The organism is Siccibacter colletis (assembly GCF_000696575.1).
GTDB lineage: Bacteria > Pseudomonadota > Gammaproteobacteria > Enterobacterales > Enterobacteriaceae > Siccibacter > Siccibacter colletis.
Genome location: NZ_JMSQ01000006.1, coordinates 212,725 through 228,654, shown reverse-complemented (window position 1 = coordinate 228,654; position 15,930 = coordinate 212,725). Strand labels below are relative to the sequence as shown.

The 15,930-nt window shown below is 58.1% G+C and carries 14 protein-coding genes; 1 reads left to right on the top strand and 13 read right to left on the bottom strand.

The genetic code is table 11. The features are described from left to right. Positions 1–89: 89 nt before the first annotated feature. The gene (gene elaB / locus ET34_RS0106780) at positions 90–392 is read right to left on the bottom strand and encodes a stress response protein ElaB (protein ID WP_406678781.1); all 303 of its coding nucleotides are present in this window, start codon (positions 390–392) and stop codon (positions 90–92) included. Positions 393–469: 77 nt separating this feature from the next. Beyond that, positions 470–919 carry a GNAT family N-acetyltransferase gene (locus ET34_RS0106775; protein WP_031520594.1) on the bottom strand — a complete coding sequence of 150 codons (450 nt, stop codon included), beginning with the start codon at positions 917–919 and terminating at the stop codon, positions 470–472. 71 nt (positions 920–990) lie between these two features. Between ET34_RS0106775 and rnz the strand changes: the two genes are divergently transcribed. Beyond that, positions 991–1,905, top strand: a complete 915-nt coding sequence (gene rnz, locus ET34_RS0106770) for a ribonuclease Z (RefSeq protein WP_031520592.1) — start codon at positions 991–993, stop codon at positions 1,903–1,905. Between the two features lie 88 nt (positions 1,906–1,993). Here rnz and nuoN read toward each other — a convergent pair whose 3' ends face one another. From nuoN to nuoC, 11 genes are all read right to left on the bottom strand, one after another. Then, entirely contained in the window at positions 1,994–3,451 is a 1,458-nt protein-coding gene (nuoN, locus tag ET34_RS0106765) for an NADH-quinone oxidoreductase subunit NuoN (RefSeq protein ID WP_031520590.1), read from the bottom strand. 7 nt (positions 3,452–3,458) lie between these two features. Continuing rightward, complete coding sequence (gene nuoM, locus ET34_RS0106760) at positions 3,459–4,988, bottom strand: NADH-quinone oxidoreductase subunit M (RefSeq protein ID WP_031520588.1); 1,530 nt, start codon at positions 4,986–4,988, stop codon at positions 3,459–3,461. Between the two features lie 208 nt (positions 4,989–5,196). Then, on the bottom strand, positions 5,197–7,038 hold the full coding sequence (gene nuoL / locus ET34_RS0106755) for an NADH-quinone oxidoreductase subunit L (RefSeq protein ID WP_031520586.1): 1,842 nt from the start codon (positions 7,036–7,038) through the stop codon (positions 5,197–5,199). Then, complete coding sequence (gene nuoK, locus ET34_RS0106750) at positions 7,035–7,337, bottom strand: NADH-quinone oxidoreductase subunit NuoK (RefSeq protein ID WP_023479838.1); 303 nt, start codon at positions 7,335–7,337, stop codon at positions 7,035–7,037. Before nuoK ends, nuoL begins: the two co-directional genes overlap by 4 nt. Next, positions 7,334–7,888: an NADH-quinone oxidoreductase subunit J gene (gene nuoJ, locus ET34_RS0106745; protein WP_031520584.1), complete on the bottom strand. Its 555-nt coding sequence runs from the start codon at positions 7,886–7,888 to the stop codon at positions 7,334–7,336. Before nuoJ ends, nuoK begins: the two co-directional genes overlap by 4 nt. A gap of 10 nt (positions 7,889–7,898) precedes the next feature. Beyond that, positions 7,899–8,441 carry an NADH-quinone oxidoreductase subunit NuoI gene (nuoI, locus tag ET34_RS0106740; RefSeq protein WP_031520582.1) on the bottom strand — a complete coding sequence of 181 codons (543 nt, stop codon included), beginning with the start codon at positions 8,439–8,441 and terminating at the stop codon, positions 7,899–7,901. A gap of 14 nt (positions 8,442–8,455) precedes the next feature. After that, positions 8,456–9,433, bottom strand: coding sequence for an NADH-quinone oxidoreductase subunit NuoH (nuoH, locus tag ET34_RS0106735; RefSeq protein WP_031520579.1), 978 nt, complete (start codon positions 9,431–9,433; stop codon positions 8,456–8,458). After that, positions 9,430–12,156 carry an NADH-quinone oxidoreductase subunit NuoG gene (nuoG, locus tag ET34_RS0106730; protein WP_031520578.1) on the bottom strand — a complete coding sequence of 909 codons (2,727 nt, stop codon included), beginning with the start codon at positions 12,154–12,156 and terminating at the stop codon, positions 9,430–9,432. Before nuoG ends, nuoH begins: the two co-directional genes overlap by 4 nt. Before the next feature lie 121 nt (positions 12,157–12,277). Next, the gene (nuoF, locus tag ET34_RS0106725) at positions 12,278–13,615 is read right to left on the bottom strand and encodes an NADH-quinone oxidoreductase subunit NuoF (protein ID WP_031520576.1); all 1,338 of its coding nucleotides are present in this window, start codon (positions 13,613–13,615) and stop codon (positions 12,278–12,280) included. Next, a complete protein-coding gene (nuoE, locus tag ET34_RS0106720; RefSeq protein WP_031520574.1) occupies positions 13,612–14,112 on the bottom strand; it encodes an NADH-quinone oxidoreductase subunit NuoE in 501 nt (166 codons plus the stop codon). The genes nuoF and nuoE overlap by 4 nt, the downstream gene beginning before the upstream one ends. Positions 14,113–14,114: 2 nt before the next feature. Then, a complete protein-coding gene (gene nuoC, locus ET34_RS0106715; RefSeq protein WP_031520573.1) occupies positions 14,115–15,926 on the bottom strand; it encodes an NADH-quinone oxidoreductase subunit C/D in 1,812 nt (603 codons plus the stop codon). Positions 15,927–15,930 lie beyond the last annotated feature (4 nt).

Sequence of the window (15,930 nt, the reverse complement as noted above, 5' to 3'; positions counted from 1 at the left end):
TATTGTGGCTATCAGAGAGAATTTAGTGCGGGGATGGCGGCAGGGGGTGGGCTGAAAACCAGCCCTGCGCGGAACGCAGGGCGGCGGGCTTAGCGGCGAAGCAGCAGGCCAAGCACCAGGCCAGCAGCTGCACCGATACCGATCCCCTGCCACGGTTTTTCGTGCACGTATTCATCTGCACGATAGGCCGCTTTTTTGGCGCGGAAGTAGTAGTTATCGGACGCATTGCTGACGCGGTTTTTAACATCGTGCAGCGCCTGCTCTGCGCGCGCCTTCAGCTCAATGTATTTCTGGTCAGCCGGATCGCCTGAGGCACGCAGGACTTCTTCCAGCGTATCGCTCAGCAGGGTCAGGTCATCATCCAGTCGCGGTTCGTATGGTTGTGAATTCATTGACATAACGGTTCTCCGTATTCAAACGTTTACTGGTCCGCTAACTATAGACAACATCCCGACATTCTGCGTAACGGCTATTCCCGCGCCATTCCCACGTGCGGAATACCATCTTCGTCGTAAACCGGGGTGACGGGCTGAAAGCCAAACTGCGCATAAAAGGGTTGCAGATGCGCCTGCGCACCCAGATACAGCGCCTTCTGCGGCCAGTTTTGCTGGCAGCTGGCGAGGGCGTGTTCCATCAATTGCGCACCGAGTTTTTCACCCCGGACAGCCGCATCCACAATCACCCGACCAATCACTACCGGCTCAACATCTTCCTCGCTTTTCAGAATCCTCGCATAAGCAATCAGCTTTCCGTCACGCCAGCCGAGAATGTGGCGGTTTTCACCGACCAGGTCGTCACCGTCGATATCAAGGTAGGGACAGGTTTGCTCAACAACAAATACCTGGCAGCGCAGCTGTAATACGGCGTAGAGCGTGGGGACGGTAAGTTCAGAATGGTGCAGGTCTTGCCACTGGATCATGCGTTGCTCCTTGATGTGCGTTATGGTCGTTATACTAAAGGTTTTTCACACTGGCATGGGAGTTACTTGCTATGGAACTAACATTCCTGGGCACCTCGGCGGGTGTGCCGACGAAAACCCGTAACGTCACGGCGATATTGCTCTCGCCCCTGACCAACTCACCGGAACTGTGGCTGTTCGACTGCGGGGAGGGTACGCAGCATCAGATGCTGCATACCGCATACAATCCTGGCAAGCTGACGCGTATTTTTATCACCCATCTGCACGGCGATCACATCTTCGGCCTGCCCGGCCTGCTGTGCAGCCGATCGATGGCGGGTAGTCAGCTACCGCTGACGGTTTATGGGCCAAAAGGCATCAGGCAGTTTATCGAGATGTCGCTGGCGCTGAGCGGCTCCTGGACCAGCTACCCGCTGGAGATTATCGAAATCGGCGGCGGCATGGTGCTGGATGACGACGACCTGCGGGTAACGGCGTACCCCCTCACCCACCCGGTGGAGTGCTACGGCTTTCGCATTGAGCAGCATGATAAACCCGGGGCGCTGGATGCTGCGCGCCTTATCGCTGCCGGCGTGACGCCAGGGCCGTTGTTCCAGCAGCTCAAACTGGGAAAAAGCGTCACGCTTGAGGACGGACGTGTGGTCAACGGTGCTGATTACCTCGGCGCAGCGCAGCGGGGTAAAACACTCGCCCTCTTCGGTGATACTGGTCCTGCTGATGCCGCTCTGGCACTGGCACGTGATGCGGATCTGATGGTGCATGAAGCCACGCTGGAAGCGGACATGGCGGAGAAAGCCAACGAACGTGGCCATTCGACAACGGTACAGACGGCAGATCTGGCGCGTGCAGCGGGTGTGAAGCGGCTGGTTGTCACTCATATCAGCTCGCGCTATGACGCCGCGGGATGCGAGGCGCTGCTCGCGGAGTGCCAGGCGGTATTTCCGGGGAGCGAAATGGCAGAAGACTTTCTTACGGTTGCCGTTTGAGAAGCCATCACCACCTCCCCGATGGTGAGGTGGTTTAAAGGTGACAATAAAAAAGCCGCCCGGAGGCGGCTTTTTAGCGTTTGCTGCATTACATCAGCGGCTGTGCCGTCTGCACCAGCGTAATCAGCGGCTGCGGCCAGACGCCGAGAACCAGTACCAGCAGAGCAGAAATCAGCACTACGATACCGCCCGCGCTATAGGCCCAGTCGGACGGCGCATCACGATTCAGCTGTTGCGGCGCGCTCAGGTAGAGGCTGACGGCAACGCGCAGGTAGTAGTAGAGACCGATCGCGGAACCCACCACTACGGCGGCAGTCAGCCACCACAGACCGTTCTGCACACCGACGGCCAGCACGTAGAACTTGCCGATAAAGCCGAGGGTCATCGGAATACCCGCCAGCGACAGCATCATTACCGTCATCACCGCTGACAGCACCGGACGGTGCCAGAACAGGCCGCGATAGGAGTAGAGCGAGTCGGCGTCCGGACCGCGATACGGGCTGGACATCAGGCTGACCACACCAAAGGCACCGAGGCTGCTGAACAGGTAACCCGCCAGATAAACCCCGACGGTTTCCATCGCCATCTGACCGCTCTGCAGGGCGATGAGCGCCACCAGCAAATAGCCAAGGTGAGAGATGGAGGAGTAGCCGAGCAGACGCTTGATGTTGCTCTGGCTAAGGGCCATCAGGTTACCAAACAGAATGGACGCAACGGCGATAATGCCAAGCACGACGCGCACCGCTTCGCTGTCACCCACCGGGGCGTAGAGGAACAGACGCATCACCACGCCAAAGATGGCGATTTTACTGGCGGTTGCCAGGAAGGTTGATACCGGCGCAGGCGCGCCCTGGTACACATCCGGCGTCCACAGGTGGAACGGCACCAGCGACAGCTTGAAGCCGAGACCCACAATCATCAGACCCAGGCCCGCCAGCAGCAGCGGTTCGTGCAGCATGTTGTCCGCCAGGCTCTTACCGAGCGCCAGGAACGACAGGCTGCCGGACTGGGCATACACCAGCGCCATACCGAACAGCAGGAAAGACGACGCAGCAGCGGACAGAATGGTGTACTTGATGGCCGCTTCCAGAGAGCGCTTCTGACGGAAGGCATAACCAACCAGGCCGAACAGCGGCAACGAGATAAGCTCAATACCGAGGAACAGCGCCGCCAGATGGTTCGCATTCGCAAGCAGAATACCGCCGAGGGCAGCAATCAGCACCAGCAGATAGAACTCTTCTTTGTTGTCGTTATAACCTTGCAGCCACGGGTACGCGAAGGTGCAGGTCGCAAGGCTCGCCAGCAGCACAAGGCCGGTATAGAGCATTGCAAAGCCGTCAATTCGCATCAGCGGTGTAACGTCCATCGGGCCTGCCTGGCCCACGAACCATAGTGATACCAGCGCGGCGTTGAGGCCGATCACTGACAGCGTAGCGTTAAGAAAATGGTCGCGTCGCCATGCTATAGAGAGCATCACAACCACCACCGTCAATCCGACGATCAGCAGCGGGAGCAGCGCGATCAGATGTTGAGGAGTTATAGTCATGAGCGAGTTACGGCCTTGTAGTTGAAACGGAATTAACAAACCACTGCTGGATATTGCTCATCGCGGAGTGCGAGGTATCCAGAATCGGCTGCGGATAGATGCCCAGCAGCACCAGAAGCGCTACCAGCAACAGAATGATTAACAGCTCGCGCGCTGACATCCCACGGATATCCTGCTTCGCCGCTTCACTCTTCGCCTTACCGAAGTAAGCGCGGTGCAGCATCGCCAGCGAGTAAACCGAGGCGAACACCAGGCCGAAGGTGGAGATCACGGTGATCACCGGCACGACCTGGAAGCTGCCGAACAGGATCATGAATTCGCCGACGAAGTTACCGGTACCCGGCATCCCCAGGGTAGCGACCGCGAAGAACATCGACATTGCCGGCAGCCATTTAATCTTGCTCCACAGCCCGCCCATCAGGCGCATGTCACGCGTATGCAGACGCTCGTAAAGCTGACCGCAAAGAATGAACAGACCCGCCGCAGACAGACCGTGCGCGATCATCTGGATCACTGCGCCCTGGTACGCCAGCTGGCTGCCGGTGTAGATGGCAATCAGCACGAAGCCCATGTGCGAGACTGAGGTGTAGGCAATCAGGCGCTTAATGTCGTACTGGGTGAACGCCATCCACGCACCGTAGAAGATACCGATAACGCCAAGCCACATCGCAATCGGCGCAAACTCTGCAGACGCGTTCGGGAACAGCGGCAGCGAGAAGCGCAGCAGACCGTAGGCCGCAGTTTTCAGCAGGATGCCCGCGAGATCAACGGAACCCGCCGTCGGTGCCTGGGAGTGAGCGTCCGGCAGCCAGCCGTGCAGCGGCACCACCGGCATTTTCACCGCAAAGGCGATGAAGAAGCCCAGCATCAACAGCCATTCCACGCCGTGCGACATCGGCGTTTTCAGCAGATCCTGATAGTTGAAGGTCCAGACTCCGGTGGCGTTGTAGTGCACAAACACCAGCGCCAGGATGGCAATCAGCATCACCAGACCGCTCGCCTGGGTGTAGATGAAGAACTTGGTCGCCGCGGTGATACGCGTCTTCCCATCAGAGGCTTTGTGACCCCAGAGCGCGATGAGGAAGTACATCGGCACCAGCATCATTTCCCAGAAGAAGAAGAACAGGAACATATCGATGGCAAGGAACACACCGATAACGCCGCCGAGGATCCACATCAGATTGAGGTGGAAGAAGCCCTGGTATTTTTCGATTTCGTTCCAGGAACAGAGCACGGCCAGCACGCCCAGCAGGCCGGTGAGCACCACCATCAGCAGCGACAAGCCGTCAATCGCCAGATGGATAGAGATGCCGAAACGCGGGATCCATTCCATCACAAACTCGGACTGCCACTGCGGTAAGCCGGCAGCCTGCGTCAGCGTATAGCCACCCTGCAACCAGAGTTGCAATCCGAGCGCCAGCGTCAGCCCCATAGTGATCAGCGCAATCCAGCGTGGAACCTTAACGCCGAAGCGTTCGGTCTGCCAGCAGAGGAAGCCGCCGATGAAGGGGATCAATATCAGCCAGGGTAATAACATGGCAATTTTTATTCCTTGTTTAAGTCCGGCTCAGGCTATCTACCCGCCCTGCTGAACCCCGACTGTGCTCACAATCTTCACGTACATCAGTACGTTCCGGTTGTAGCGCGCAGGCGGTGTTCAGTCTGGCTTCGCCGATAACGCCTGTCCTTTCGGACTTGATTTCAACGAATTCTCACACGAGAAAATTCACTTCAGGCTCACAAACTCAACGCAATACCATCAGCAGGCCCAGCACCACAACGGCACCGATGCTCATCGAAGCCACGTACCAGCGCAGATAGCCGTTCTCGCTGAACACCAGGCCGCGGCCCGCGAGGCGAGACAGAATGGCCGGGGTGTTCATGACCGCGTTCAGCGGGTCGCGCTTGATAAGCCAGGCAATGCCGAGGAATGGCTTGATGAACACTTTGTCATACAGCCAGTCGAAGCCCCAGGCATGGAACCACCAGGTACCGAAGAAACGGCCCGGCGCGCTTTTCGCCACCGCACTGACCAGCGAGCGTTTGCCCAGCCACAGCCATGCAGCGATCAGAATGCCCGCGATGGCGACGACTCCGGAGGTGATCTCCAGCGTCAGCACGCTGTCGTGCGCCAGTTCGGTGGTTTCCGGCAGTACGCCGTGCAGCGGCGGAACGATCATCGCGCCCACAAAGGTAGAGAGGATCAGCAGCACAATCAGCGGCAGGTGATGGGTAATTCCCTTCCCTGCGTGGGCGTGGATCTGCTCTTTGCCGTGGAACACGATGAAGATCATGCGGAAGGTATAGAGCGACGTCATAAATGCTCCTACCAGACCGGCGATCATCAGATTCATATGGCCGTTCGCCATCGCCCCGGCAAGGATTTCATCCTTACTGAAGAAGCCCGCCGTGATGAGCGGCAGCGCCGACAGCGCAGCGCCGCCAACCAGGAAGCAGGCATACACCAGCGGAATGGATTTACGCAGGCCGCCCATTTTGAAGATGTTCTGCTCGTGGTGGCAGGCAAGGATCACCGAACCGGACGCGAGGAACAGCAGCGCTTTAAAGAACGCATGGGTCATCAGGTGGAAAATCGCGGCGTCCCACGCCTGAACGCCCAGCGCCAGGAACATGTAGCCAATCTGACTCATGGTGGAGTAAGCCAGTACGCGTTTGATGTCGGTCTGCACCAGCGCGGCGAAGCCGGCCATCAGCAGGGTAACCGCACCAATGATGCCGACCAGATGCAGCACTTCCGGCGTCATCAGGAACAGGCCGTGAGTACGGGCAATCAGGTAGACACCCGCGGTGACCATGGTCGCGGCGTGGATCAGCGCGGAGACCGGCGTCGGGCCAGCCATCGCGTCCGCAAGCCAGGTCTGCAGCGGCAGCTGCGCCGATTTACCCACCGCACCGCCCAGCAGCATCAGGGTCGCCCACATCAGCATATCGTTACCGGCCGCGAAGTGCGCCGGCGCCAGTTCCACCATTTCGCGGAAGTTCAGCGTACCCAGCTCGTTGTAGAGGATGAACAGCGCGAAGGCGAGGAACACGTCCCCGACGCGGGTCACCACAAACGCTTTCATTGCTGCCGCGCCGTTCTTCGGATCGGTGTAGTAGAAACCAATCAGCAGATAGGAGCAGAGGCCCACGCCTTCCCAGCCGAGATACATCAGCAGTAGGTTATCGGCCAGCACCAGCACCACCATGCTCGCAATGAACAGGTTGGTGTAGGCGAAGAAGCGCGAATACCCTTCTTCACCGCGCATGTACCAGGAAGCGAACATGTGGATGAAGAAACCGACACCGGTCACCACAGAGAGCATGGTCAGCGACAGGCCGTCGAGCACCAGGTTAACGCCGATGTTGAAATCACCGACCGCCATCCAGGTCCAGAGCGGCTGGGTCCAGGGCTGTGCGCCCTGGTTGAAGAAGTCAAAGCCAACAAAGACCGTGGTCAGTGCTGACAGGCCAACGGAGCCCATCCCAATGGCAGCGGACAGATTTTCTGACCAGCGACCGCGGGAAAACGCGAGCAAAACAAAGCCAATCAATGGCCATAAAATGGTTAACGCGAGCATGTTCATCCGCGCATCTCACTTACTGAATCGATATTCAGACTCTGGCGACGACGATGAAGCTGCAGCAGCAGCGCAAGGCCGATACTGGCTTCGGCCGCCGCTAAGCTAATCGCCAGAATATACATTACCTGACCATCGGTCTGGCCCCAGTAGCTGCCTGCCACGACAAACGCCAGCGCGGCGGCGTTGATCATGATCTCAAGACCAATCAGCATAAACAGCAGGTTACGACGGATCACCAGCCCGGTCAGTCCGAGGACAAACAGAATGGCGGCGAGGATCAGTCCATGTTGTAGCGGGATCATGCGTGCTCCTCCGGTTTTCTTTTCACGCTTTCAGCCGGGCGGTTGCTCAGCACTTCACCGGGACGCTCTTCACGACCGATGTGGAAGGCGACAACCAGCCCTGCCAGCAGCAGCATGGATGCCAGCTCAACGGCCAGAACGTACGGCCCGAACAGCGTGATACCGACTTCTTTAGCGCTGATTGGCGTACCGTCAATGCCCTGATCGTTGATGCCCAGAATGCTGTAGACGATCACCGCCAGCAGCACAGCGGACAGAATGCCCGGTCCGATCCAGATCTGCGGCTTCAGCCACTGGCGCTCCTGCTCAATCTCGGAGCCGCCCAGGTTCAGCATCATCACCACGAATACGAACAGCACCATGATGGCCCCGGCGTAAACGATGATCTCCAGTGCGCCCGCAAAATGAGCGCCAATGGAGAAGAACACCCCGGCAATAGCCAGCAGAGAGATGATGAGATACAGCAGCGCATGTACCGGATTGGTATGCGTGATCACCCGTAAGGTGGTCAGGACGGCCACGAGGGCGCAGATATAAAAAGCAAATTCCATTCCTGACTCCTTAAGGTAACAGGCCTTTGACGTCGACAGGCTTAGCTTCGTTTTCCGCGTCGCCCTTGTCTTTGCCGTCGATTGCCATACCCGCCATCCGGTAGAAGTTGTACTCCGGATATTTACCCGGGCCGGAAATCAGCAGATCCTCTTTTTCGTACACCAGATCCTGACGCTTATACTCGCCCAGCTCAAAGTCCGGGGTAAGCTGAATCGCCGTGGTCGGGCACGCCTCTTCACACATCCCGCAGAAGATGCAGCGTGAGAAGTTGATACGGAAAAACTCCGGATACCAGCGGCCATCGACGGTTTCGGCTTTCTGCAGAGAGATACAGCCTACCGGACAGGCTACCGCGCACAGGTTACAGGCCACGCAGCGCTCTTCGCCGTCCGGATCGCGCGTCAGCACGATACGACCACGGTAACGCGGTGCCAGGTAAACCGGCTCTTCCGGATACATACGCGTTTCGCGTTTCGCGAACGCGTGCAGGCCGATCATCCAGATACTGCGGACCTGGGTGCCGAACCCTACCACTAATTCTTTTAATGTCATGGTCAATTCGCCCCTTATTGCGCCTGCCAGAGAATGACAGCCGCCGTTACCAGCAAGTTGATCAGCGTCAGCGGCAGGCACACTTTCCAGCCGAAGGACATTACCTGGTCATAACGCGGACGCGGTAATGCTGCGCGGATCAGAATAAACATCATCATGAAGAACGCGGTTTTCAGCGCGAACCAGATGAATGGCGGTAACCATGGGCCATGCCAGCCACCAAAGAACAGGGTGACGATCAGTGCCGAAACGGTAACGATAGCGACGTATTCACCGACAAAGAACAGACCGAACTTCATACCGGAATATTCGATGTGGTAACCATCGGCCAGCTCCTGCTCTGCTTCCGGCTGGTCAAACGGGTGACGGTGACACACCGCCACGCCGGCGATAGCAAAGGTAATAAAGCCAAAGAACTGCGGGATCACGTTCCAGATGTCGGCCTGATTGTTGACGATGTCGGTCATGTTGAACGAACCGGCCTGCGCCACCACGCCCATCAGGGAGAGTCCGAGGAACACTTCGTAGCTCAGGGTTTGCGCAGAGGCACGCATCGCGCCGAGCAGCGAGTATTTGTTGTTACTCGCCCAGCCCGCAAACAGCACCGCGTAAACTGCCAGCCCTGCCATCATCAGGAAGAACAGGATGCCGATGTTGAGGTCGGCTACCACCCAGGTCGGACTGACCGGGACGATAGCAAACGCCAGCAGCAGCGAGGTAAAGGCGATCATCGGCGCAAGGGTAAAGATCATGCGGTCGGTGAAGCGCGGTACCCAGTCCTCTTTGAAGAACATCTTGATCATGTCCGCGACCAGCTGGAGTGAACCACCCCAGCCAACGCGGTTCGGCCCGTAACGGTTCTGGAACAGGCCGAGCAGACGACGCTCGCCAAAGCTCATGAACGCGCCGCAGATCACCACGACCAGCAGAATAACGACCGCTTTGAGAATGCTCAGCAGGATCTCGATAAGTTCCGGTGTAAACCAGCTCATGCGCGCGCCTCCTGCAGATTTTCAAGACGAGCCCCGGCAAGTACCGGGGCAATACCTGGCATTCCCATCGGCAGACCCACCTGCCCTTCTACCAGCCCTTCAGAGATGACCAGCGGCAGGCTGATGATCTGACCTTCGTAACTGAAGGAGACTTTCGCACCGGCGTTCACGCCAAGCTTCGCGGCATCCGCCGGATTAAGCTTGATGTACGGCTCCGGCATACGCTGCTGGAATACCGGCGAACGCTGCGACATCTCGTCACTACCAAACAGGTGATAGTACGGGGCAATCAGCCATTTTCCGTCCTGCGCTTCGAAGCGCGCCGGAACCTGAGCGAAGTAATCGATACCGGTTTCTGAGGCTTCGATAAGACGCACGCCAGGGTCACCGTGACGCAGCGAACCGCCCACTTCAGCCTGGAATTTGTTCCATGCCTGCGGGGAGTTCCAGCCTGGCGCCCAGGCAAACGGGATCTGCGAACGCGGAGCAGACGGCTGGTTGTTACCTTCCATTGAGAAGGCGAACATGGTGTCTTTATCCTGCGGCTGACGCGGTTCGTGTACGCTGATGTTGGCACGCATCGCGGTACGACCGCTGTAGCGGTGCGGTTCACGCGCCAGTTTCTGACCACGAATACGGAACGACGCTTCTGGCGCAGCATCTTTAATGCCTGCGAGCTGCGGCAGCGCGGTGATGGCAGCATCGATAACGTGGTCGAGCTGGGTCCAGTCAACCTCGCGGTTGGTGACGGTGCTGTGCAGCGAATGCAGCCAGCGCCAGCTTTCCAGCATGATGGCGTTGCTGTCGTAGTACGCCGGGTCATACACCTGGAAGAAGCGCTGGGCGCGACCTTCGTTGTTGATCACCGTGCCGTCGCTCTCGGCAAAGCTTGCCGTAGAGAGCACCAGGTGCGCGTGTTCCATGATGGCGGTGCGCTGGTGATCGATAACCAGTACCAGTGGCGCTTTCGCCAGCGCAGCGTCGACGCGCGCGGCGCTGGCGTGACGATGCAGATCGTTCTCCAGCACCACCACCGCATCTGCGGCACCGGTTTCCAGCTCGCTTAACGCCTCGTCCAGCGAGCCGCCACCGATCATACCGAGGCCGACGCTGTTTACCGCGCGGGCAATCATGGTGATACCCACGTCTGCGCCGCGACCTTTCAGGGCTTTCGCCACGTTCGCCGCCGCCTGCAGCATTTCCACGCTACCGGCGTTAGTCCCAGAGATAATCAGCGGTTTCTTCGCCCCGGCCAGCGCCTGAACGATGACGTCTACTTTGTTCTGCAGATCGCTGGAAAGACCTTCAACCGCCGGAGAGGCGCTGTCGAGGGCATGAGCAACGGCAAAACCGAGACGCGCCTGATCTTCAACCGGCGCGCGGTAGGTCCACGCGGCGATATCGTCCAGACGGGTGCTGTCAACGTTGGTCACAAACAGCGGATGTTTCGCATGCTGACCGATGTTCAGAATTGCCGCAATCTGCCAGTCGGCCACTTTCTGTGCCGCTGCCATCTCACGCGCTTTCCCTTTCACCGCCTGACGAACCGCCAGCGCAACGCGTGCGCCGGTCTGGGTAATGTCTTCGCCCAGCACCAGTACCGCATCGTAGGATTCGATTTCACGCAGCGCCGGGGTGCGAATGCCGCTTTCACGCAGCAGTTTCAGCATCAGCTGCAGACGTTCCTGCTCGCCCGCCGCAATCCCGGTATAGAAGTTTTCCGCACCGACCAGCTCACGCAGCGCAAAGTTGCTCTCGACGCTGGCACGCGGGGAACCGATACCGATCACTTTCTTCGACTGGCGCAGGATATCCGCCGCGCCCTGTATTGCCTGCTCGGCGTTGAGGGTGATGAGGTCGTTGCCACGACGCTGAACCGGCTGACGCGGACGGTCTTTCAGGTTCACATAGCCATAGCCAAAACGACCGCGATCGCACAGGAAGTAGTGGTTAACGGTACCGTTGTAGCGGTTTTCGATACGGCGCAGTTCACCGTAGCGCTCGCCCGGGCTGGTGTTACAGCCGAGAGAGCACTGCTGACAGATGCTCGGTGCGAACTGCATGTCCCACTTACGGTTGTAGCGCTCGGAGTGCGTTTTATCGGTGAAGACGCCGGTCGGGCAAATCTCAACCAGGTTGCCGGAAAACTCGCTTTCCAGCGTGCCGTCTTCCGGACGACCGAAGTAGACGTTGTCATGCGCGCCGTAAACGCCCAGATCTTTGCCGTCCGCATAGTCTTTGTAGTAGCGCACACAGCGGTAGCAGGCGATGCAGCGGTTCATTTCATGAGAGATGAACGGCCCCAGATCCTGATTGCGGTGGGTACGCTTAGTGAAACGGTAGCGACGGAAGCTATGACCGGTCATTACGGTCATATCCTGCAGGTGGCAGTTGCCCCCCTCTTCACAGACCGGACAGTCGTGCGGGTGGTTAGTCATCAACCACTCCACCACGCTTTCGCGGAACTGTTTTGCTTCGCCATCGTCAATAGAGATAAAGGTCCCGTCGGATGCCGGTGTCATACAGGACATCACCAGACGACCGCGAGTATCTTCTGCGTTCTGATATTGCTTTACCGCGCACTGGCGGCAGGCGCCAACGCTTCCCAGCGCCGGGTGCCAGCAAAAGTAAGGAATATCGAGGCCAAGCGACAGACATGCCTGTAACAGGTTGTCCGCACCGTCTACCTCATATTCTTTGCCGTCTACATGAATCGTAGCCATAGTCAGCATGCTTCCAGTTATCCCAGCTAAACGCTGAGCGTTAATCAAAATTCTTTCGTTATTTCACTCCCCTCACCCGTTTCTTCCGCGAAAGAGCGTCAGCCTGAGGGAGTGAAAACGATCACCAGCGTGCTTTTAACAGGTTAGGCTGAATCCCGCTGATATGACGGGTATTGCTGAAGTCCTGTTTGATGCCCGCTTCGAATTCGTCACGGAAATATTTAATCGCGCTTTGCAGCGGCTCTACGGCGCCTGGCGCGTGGGCACAGAAGGTTTTACCCGGACCGAGGAAGCGACACAGCTGCTCAAGCGTCTCGATATCCCCCGGTTGCCCTTCCCCACGCTCAAGCGCGCGCAGGATCTTCACGCTCCACGGCAGGCCGTCGCGACATGGCGTACACCAGCCGCAGGACTCGCGCGCGAAAAACTCTTCCAGGTTACGCACCAGCGGCACCATACCAATTTCATGGTCGACGGCCATCGCCAGCGCCGTACCCAGACGGCTGCCCGCTTTACCGATGCTTTCGAATTCCATTGGCAAATCGAGGTGTGATTCGGTCAGGAAGTCAGTCCCCGCGCCGCCCGGCTGCCAGGCTTTGAACTTCAGGCCATCACGCATACCACCGGCGTAATCCTCAAGGATTTCACGAGCAGTGGTGCCAAACGGCAATTCCCAGACGCCAGGATTTTTCACGCGGCCGGAGAAGCCCATCAGCTTGGTACCCGCGTCTTTGCTGGTAGAGATGTTCTGATACCATTCGACGCCGTTTGAGAGAATAGCCGGCACGTTACACAGGGTTTCTACGTTGTTCACGCAGGTTGGCTTGCCCCACACGCCGCTACTCGCCGGGAACGGCGGCTTGGAACGTGGGTTAGCACGACGCCCTTCGAGGGAGTTGATGAGTGCAGTTTCTTCGCCGCAGATGTAACGCCCTGCGCCGGTATGAACAAACAGCTCAAAATCGAAACCGGTGCCGAGGATATTTTTCCCAAGCAGGCCCGCTTCGGTCGCTTCCGCGATGGCGCGACGCAGGCGATCGGCGGCTTCGATGTACTCGCCGCGCAGGAAGATATAGCCGCGGTACGCTTTCAGCGCGAAGGCGGAGATCAGCATGCCTTCGACCAGCAAGTGCGGCAGTTGCTCCATCAGCAGGCGGTCTTTATAGGTGCCCGGCTCCATTTCATCCGCATTGCATAGCAGGTAGCGAATGTTCATGGATTCGTCTTTCGGCATCAGGCTCCACTTCAGACCGGTGGAAAAGCCTGCGCCGCCGCGCCCTTTCAGGCCAGCGTCTTTTACCGCATTCACGATGTCATCCGGCGCCATGCCGGTCAGGGCTTTACGCGCGCCTTCATAACCGTTTTTGCTGCGATACTCTTCGAGCCACACCGGTTGTTTGTCGTCGCGCAGTCGCCACGTCAGCGGATGGGTCTCGGCAGTACGAATAATTGTCTTCATTTATACTGCTCCAGCAGGTTGGGGATCCCCTCCGGCGTCAGATAGCTGTGAGTATCCTCATCAATCATCATGGTCGGACCGCGGTCGCAGTTGCCCAGGCAGCAGGTCGGCAGCAGCGTGAAACGGCCGTCGAATGTGGTCTGGCCCGGCTTAATGCTCAGGTGCTTTTCAATCGCCGACTGAATGCCCTGGTAGCCGGTGATGTGGCACACCACGCTGTCGCAGTAGCGAATGACATGACGGCCCACCGGCTGACGGAAGATCTGGCTATAGAACGTCGCCACGCCTTCTACGTCGCTTGCCGGAATACCCAGCACGTCGGCGATGGCGTAGATCGCGCCATCCGGCACCCAGCCACGCTGTTTCTGTACGATTTTCAGCGCTTCAATGGACGCCGCACGCGGGTCTTCGTAGTGGTGCTTTTCGTGCTCAATTGCTTCACGCTCTGCCGCACTCAGCTCAAAAGCCTCGGTTTGTGGTTGTTGATTCTCGTGCATAATTAGCGGTCCACATCTGACATAACAAAATCGATACTACCCAGATAGACGATCAGGTCGGACACCAGGCTACCGCGGATCACGGACGGGATCTGCTGCAGGTGCGGGAAGCTTGGAGTACGGACGCGGGTACGGTAGCTCATGGTGCTGCCGTCGCTGGTCAGGTAGTAACTGTTGATCCCTTTGGTCGCCTCGATCATCTGGAAGGATTCGTTGGCCGGCATTACCGGACCCCAGGAAACCTGCAGGAAGTGAGTGATCAGGGTTTCGATATGCTGAAGCGTGCGCTCTTTCGGCGGCGGCGTGGTCAGCGGGTGATCCGCTTTGAACGGGCCTTCCGGCATGTTGTTGAGGCACTGCTCAAGAATACGCAGGCTCTGGCGCAGCTCTTCCACTTTCAGCATCACGCGGGTGTAAGCATCACTGACGCCGCCGCCCACCGGAATTTCGAAGTCGAAGTTTTCATAGCCAGAGTAAGGACGCGCCTTACGCACGTCGAAGTCGATCCCGGTGGCGCGCAGACCTGCGCCGGTGGTGCCCCACTCCAGCGCTTCTTTCGCGCCGTAAGCGGCCACGCCCTGAGAGCGCCCTTTCAGAATGGTGTTGCGCAGCGCCGCTTTCTCGTAAGAATCCAGACGCTTCGGCATCCACTCAAGGAACTCGCGCAGCAGGCGATCCCAGCCGCGCGGCAGGTCATGCGCCACGCCGCCGATGCGGAACCAGGCCGGGTGCATACGGAAACCGGTGATCGCTTCAACCAGATCGTAGATTTTCTGACGGTCGGTAAAGGCGAAGAATACCGGCGTCATCGCACCGACGTCCTGAATAAAGGTCGAGATATAGAGCAGATGGCTGTTGATGCGGAACAGCTCGGAGAGCATCACGCGAATCACGTTAACGCGATCCGGCACTACGATACCCGCCAGTTTTTCCACGGCCAGCACGTAAGGCATTTCGTTCACGCAGCCGCCGAGGTATTCAATGCGGTCGGTGTACGGAATGTAGCTGTGCCAGGACTGACGTTCGCCCATCTTCTCCGCACCACGGTGGTGGTAGCCGATATCCGGTACGCAATCGACAATCTCTTCGCCATCAAGCTGAAGGATGATACGGAATGCCCCGTGCGCCGATGGGTGGTTCGGACCGAGGTTGAGGAACATGAAGTCCTCGTTGTCGGTCCCGCGTTTCATGCCCCAGTCTTCCGGCTTGAAGGTCAGCGCTTCCATCTCCAGATCCTGCTTCTGCTTTGTCAGCTCGAACGGATCGAATTCGGTAGCGCGCGCCGGGTAGTCTTTACGCAGCGGGTGCCCTTCCCAGGTCGGCGGCATCATGATACGCGTCAGGTGCGGGTGACCGTTAAAGGTGATGCCAAACATCTCCCAGGTTTCACGCTCGTACCAGTTAGCATTCGGGAACAGTTTGGTGAAAGTCGGCACGTTGAGATCGTTTTCGCTCAGCGCCACTTTGAGCATGATGTCGCGATTGCGGTCGAGGGACATCAGATGATAGAAAACGGAAAAATCCGCGGCAGGTAAACCCGCGCGGTGGGTGCGTAGACGCTCATCCATGCCATGCAGATCGAAAAGCATGACATAAGGTTTCGGGAGTTTCTTTAAGAAATCGCCAACTTCCAGTAATTGCTCACGCTTGACCCAGACCACCGGAACCCCGGTGCGGGTAGCCTGAACAGAAAAAGCATCCGGCCCAAAACGGTTACGCAGTTCGCCGATTACCGGATCGTCCAGATGATCGCGGGTTTGCCAGAAAGGCGTAGCGGCTTCATGCGCAGTTAAATCGGTCATAATGTTCACCATGTTA

Bases quoted from the DNA above. Each gene is read 5' to 3' on its own strand.
- nuoK (WP_023479838.1), bottom strand. From the start codon at position 7,337: ATGATCCCGCTACAACATGGACTGATCCTCGCCGCCATTCTGTTTGTC.
- nuoM (WP_031520588.1), bottom strand. From the start codon at position 4,988: ATGTTATTACCCTGGCTGATATTGATCCCCTTCATCGGCGGCTTCCTC.
- nuoN (WP_031520590.1), bottom strand. From the start codon at position 3,451: ATGACTATAACTCCTCAACATCTGATCGCGCTGCTCCCGCTGCTGATC.
- rnz (WP_031520592.1), top strand. From the start codon at position 991: ATGGAACTAACATTCCTGGGCACCTCGGCGGGTGTGCCGACGAAAACC.
- nuoF (WP_031520576.1), bottom strand. From the start codon at position 13,615: ATGAAGACAATTATTCGTACTGCCGAGACCCATCCGCTGACGTGGCGA.
- nuoI (WP_031520582.1), bottom strand. From the start codon at position 8,441: ATGACATTAAAAGAATTAGTGGTAGGGTTCGGCACCCAGGTCCGCAGT.
- nuoL (WP_031520586.1), bottom strand. From the start codon at position 7,038: ATGAACATGCTCGCGTTAACCATTTTATGGCCATTGATTGGCTTTGTT.
- ET34_RS0106775 (WP_031520594.1), bottom strand. From the start codon at position 919: ATGATCCAGTGGCAAGACCTGCACCATTCTGAACTTACCGTCCCCACG.
- nuoH (WP_031520579.1), bottom strand. From the start codon at position 9,433: ATGAGCTGGTTTACACCGGAACTTATCGAGATCCTGCTGAGCATTCTC.
- elaB (WP_406678781.1), bottom strand. From the start codon at position 392: ATGAATTCACAACCATACGAACCGCGACTGGATGATGACCTGACCCTG.
- nuoG (WP_031520578.1), bottom strand. From the start codon at position 12,156: ATGGCTACGATTCATGTAGACGGCAAAGAATATGAGGTAGACGGTGCG.
- nuoE (WP_031520574.1), bottom strand. From the start codon at position 14,112: ATGCACGAGAATCAACAACCACAAACCGAGGCTTTTGAGCTGAGTGCG.
- nuoJ (WP_031520584.1), bottom strand. From the start codon at position 7,888: ATGGAATTTGCTTTTTATATCTGCGCCCTCGTGGCCGTCCTGACCACC.
- nuoC (WP_031520573.1), bottom strand. From the start codon at position 15,926: ATGGTGAACATTATGACCGATTTAACTGCGCATGAAGCCGCTACGCCT.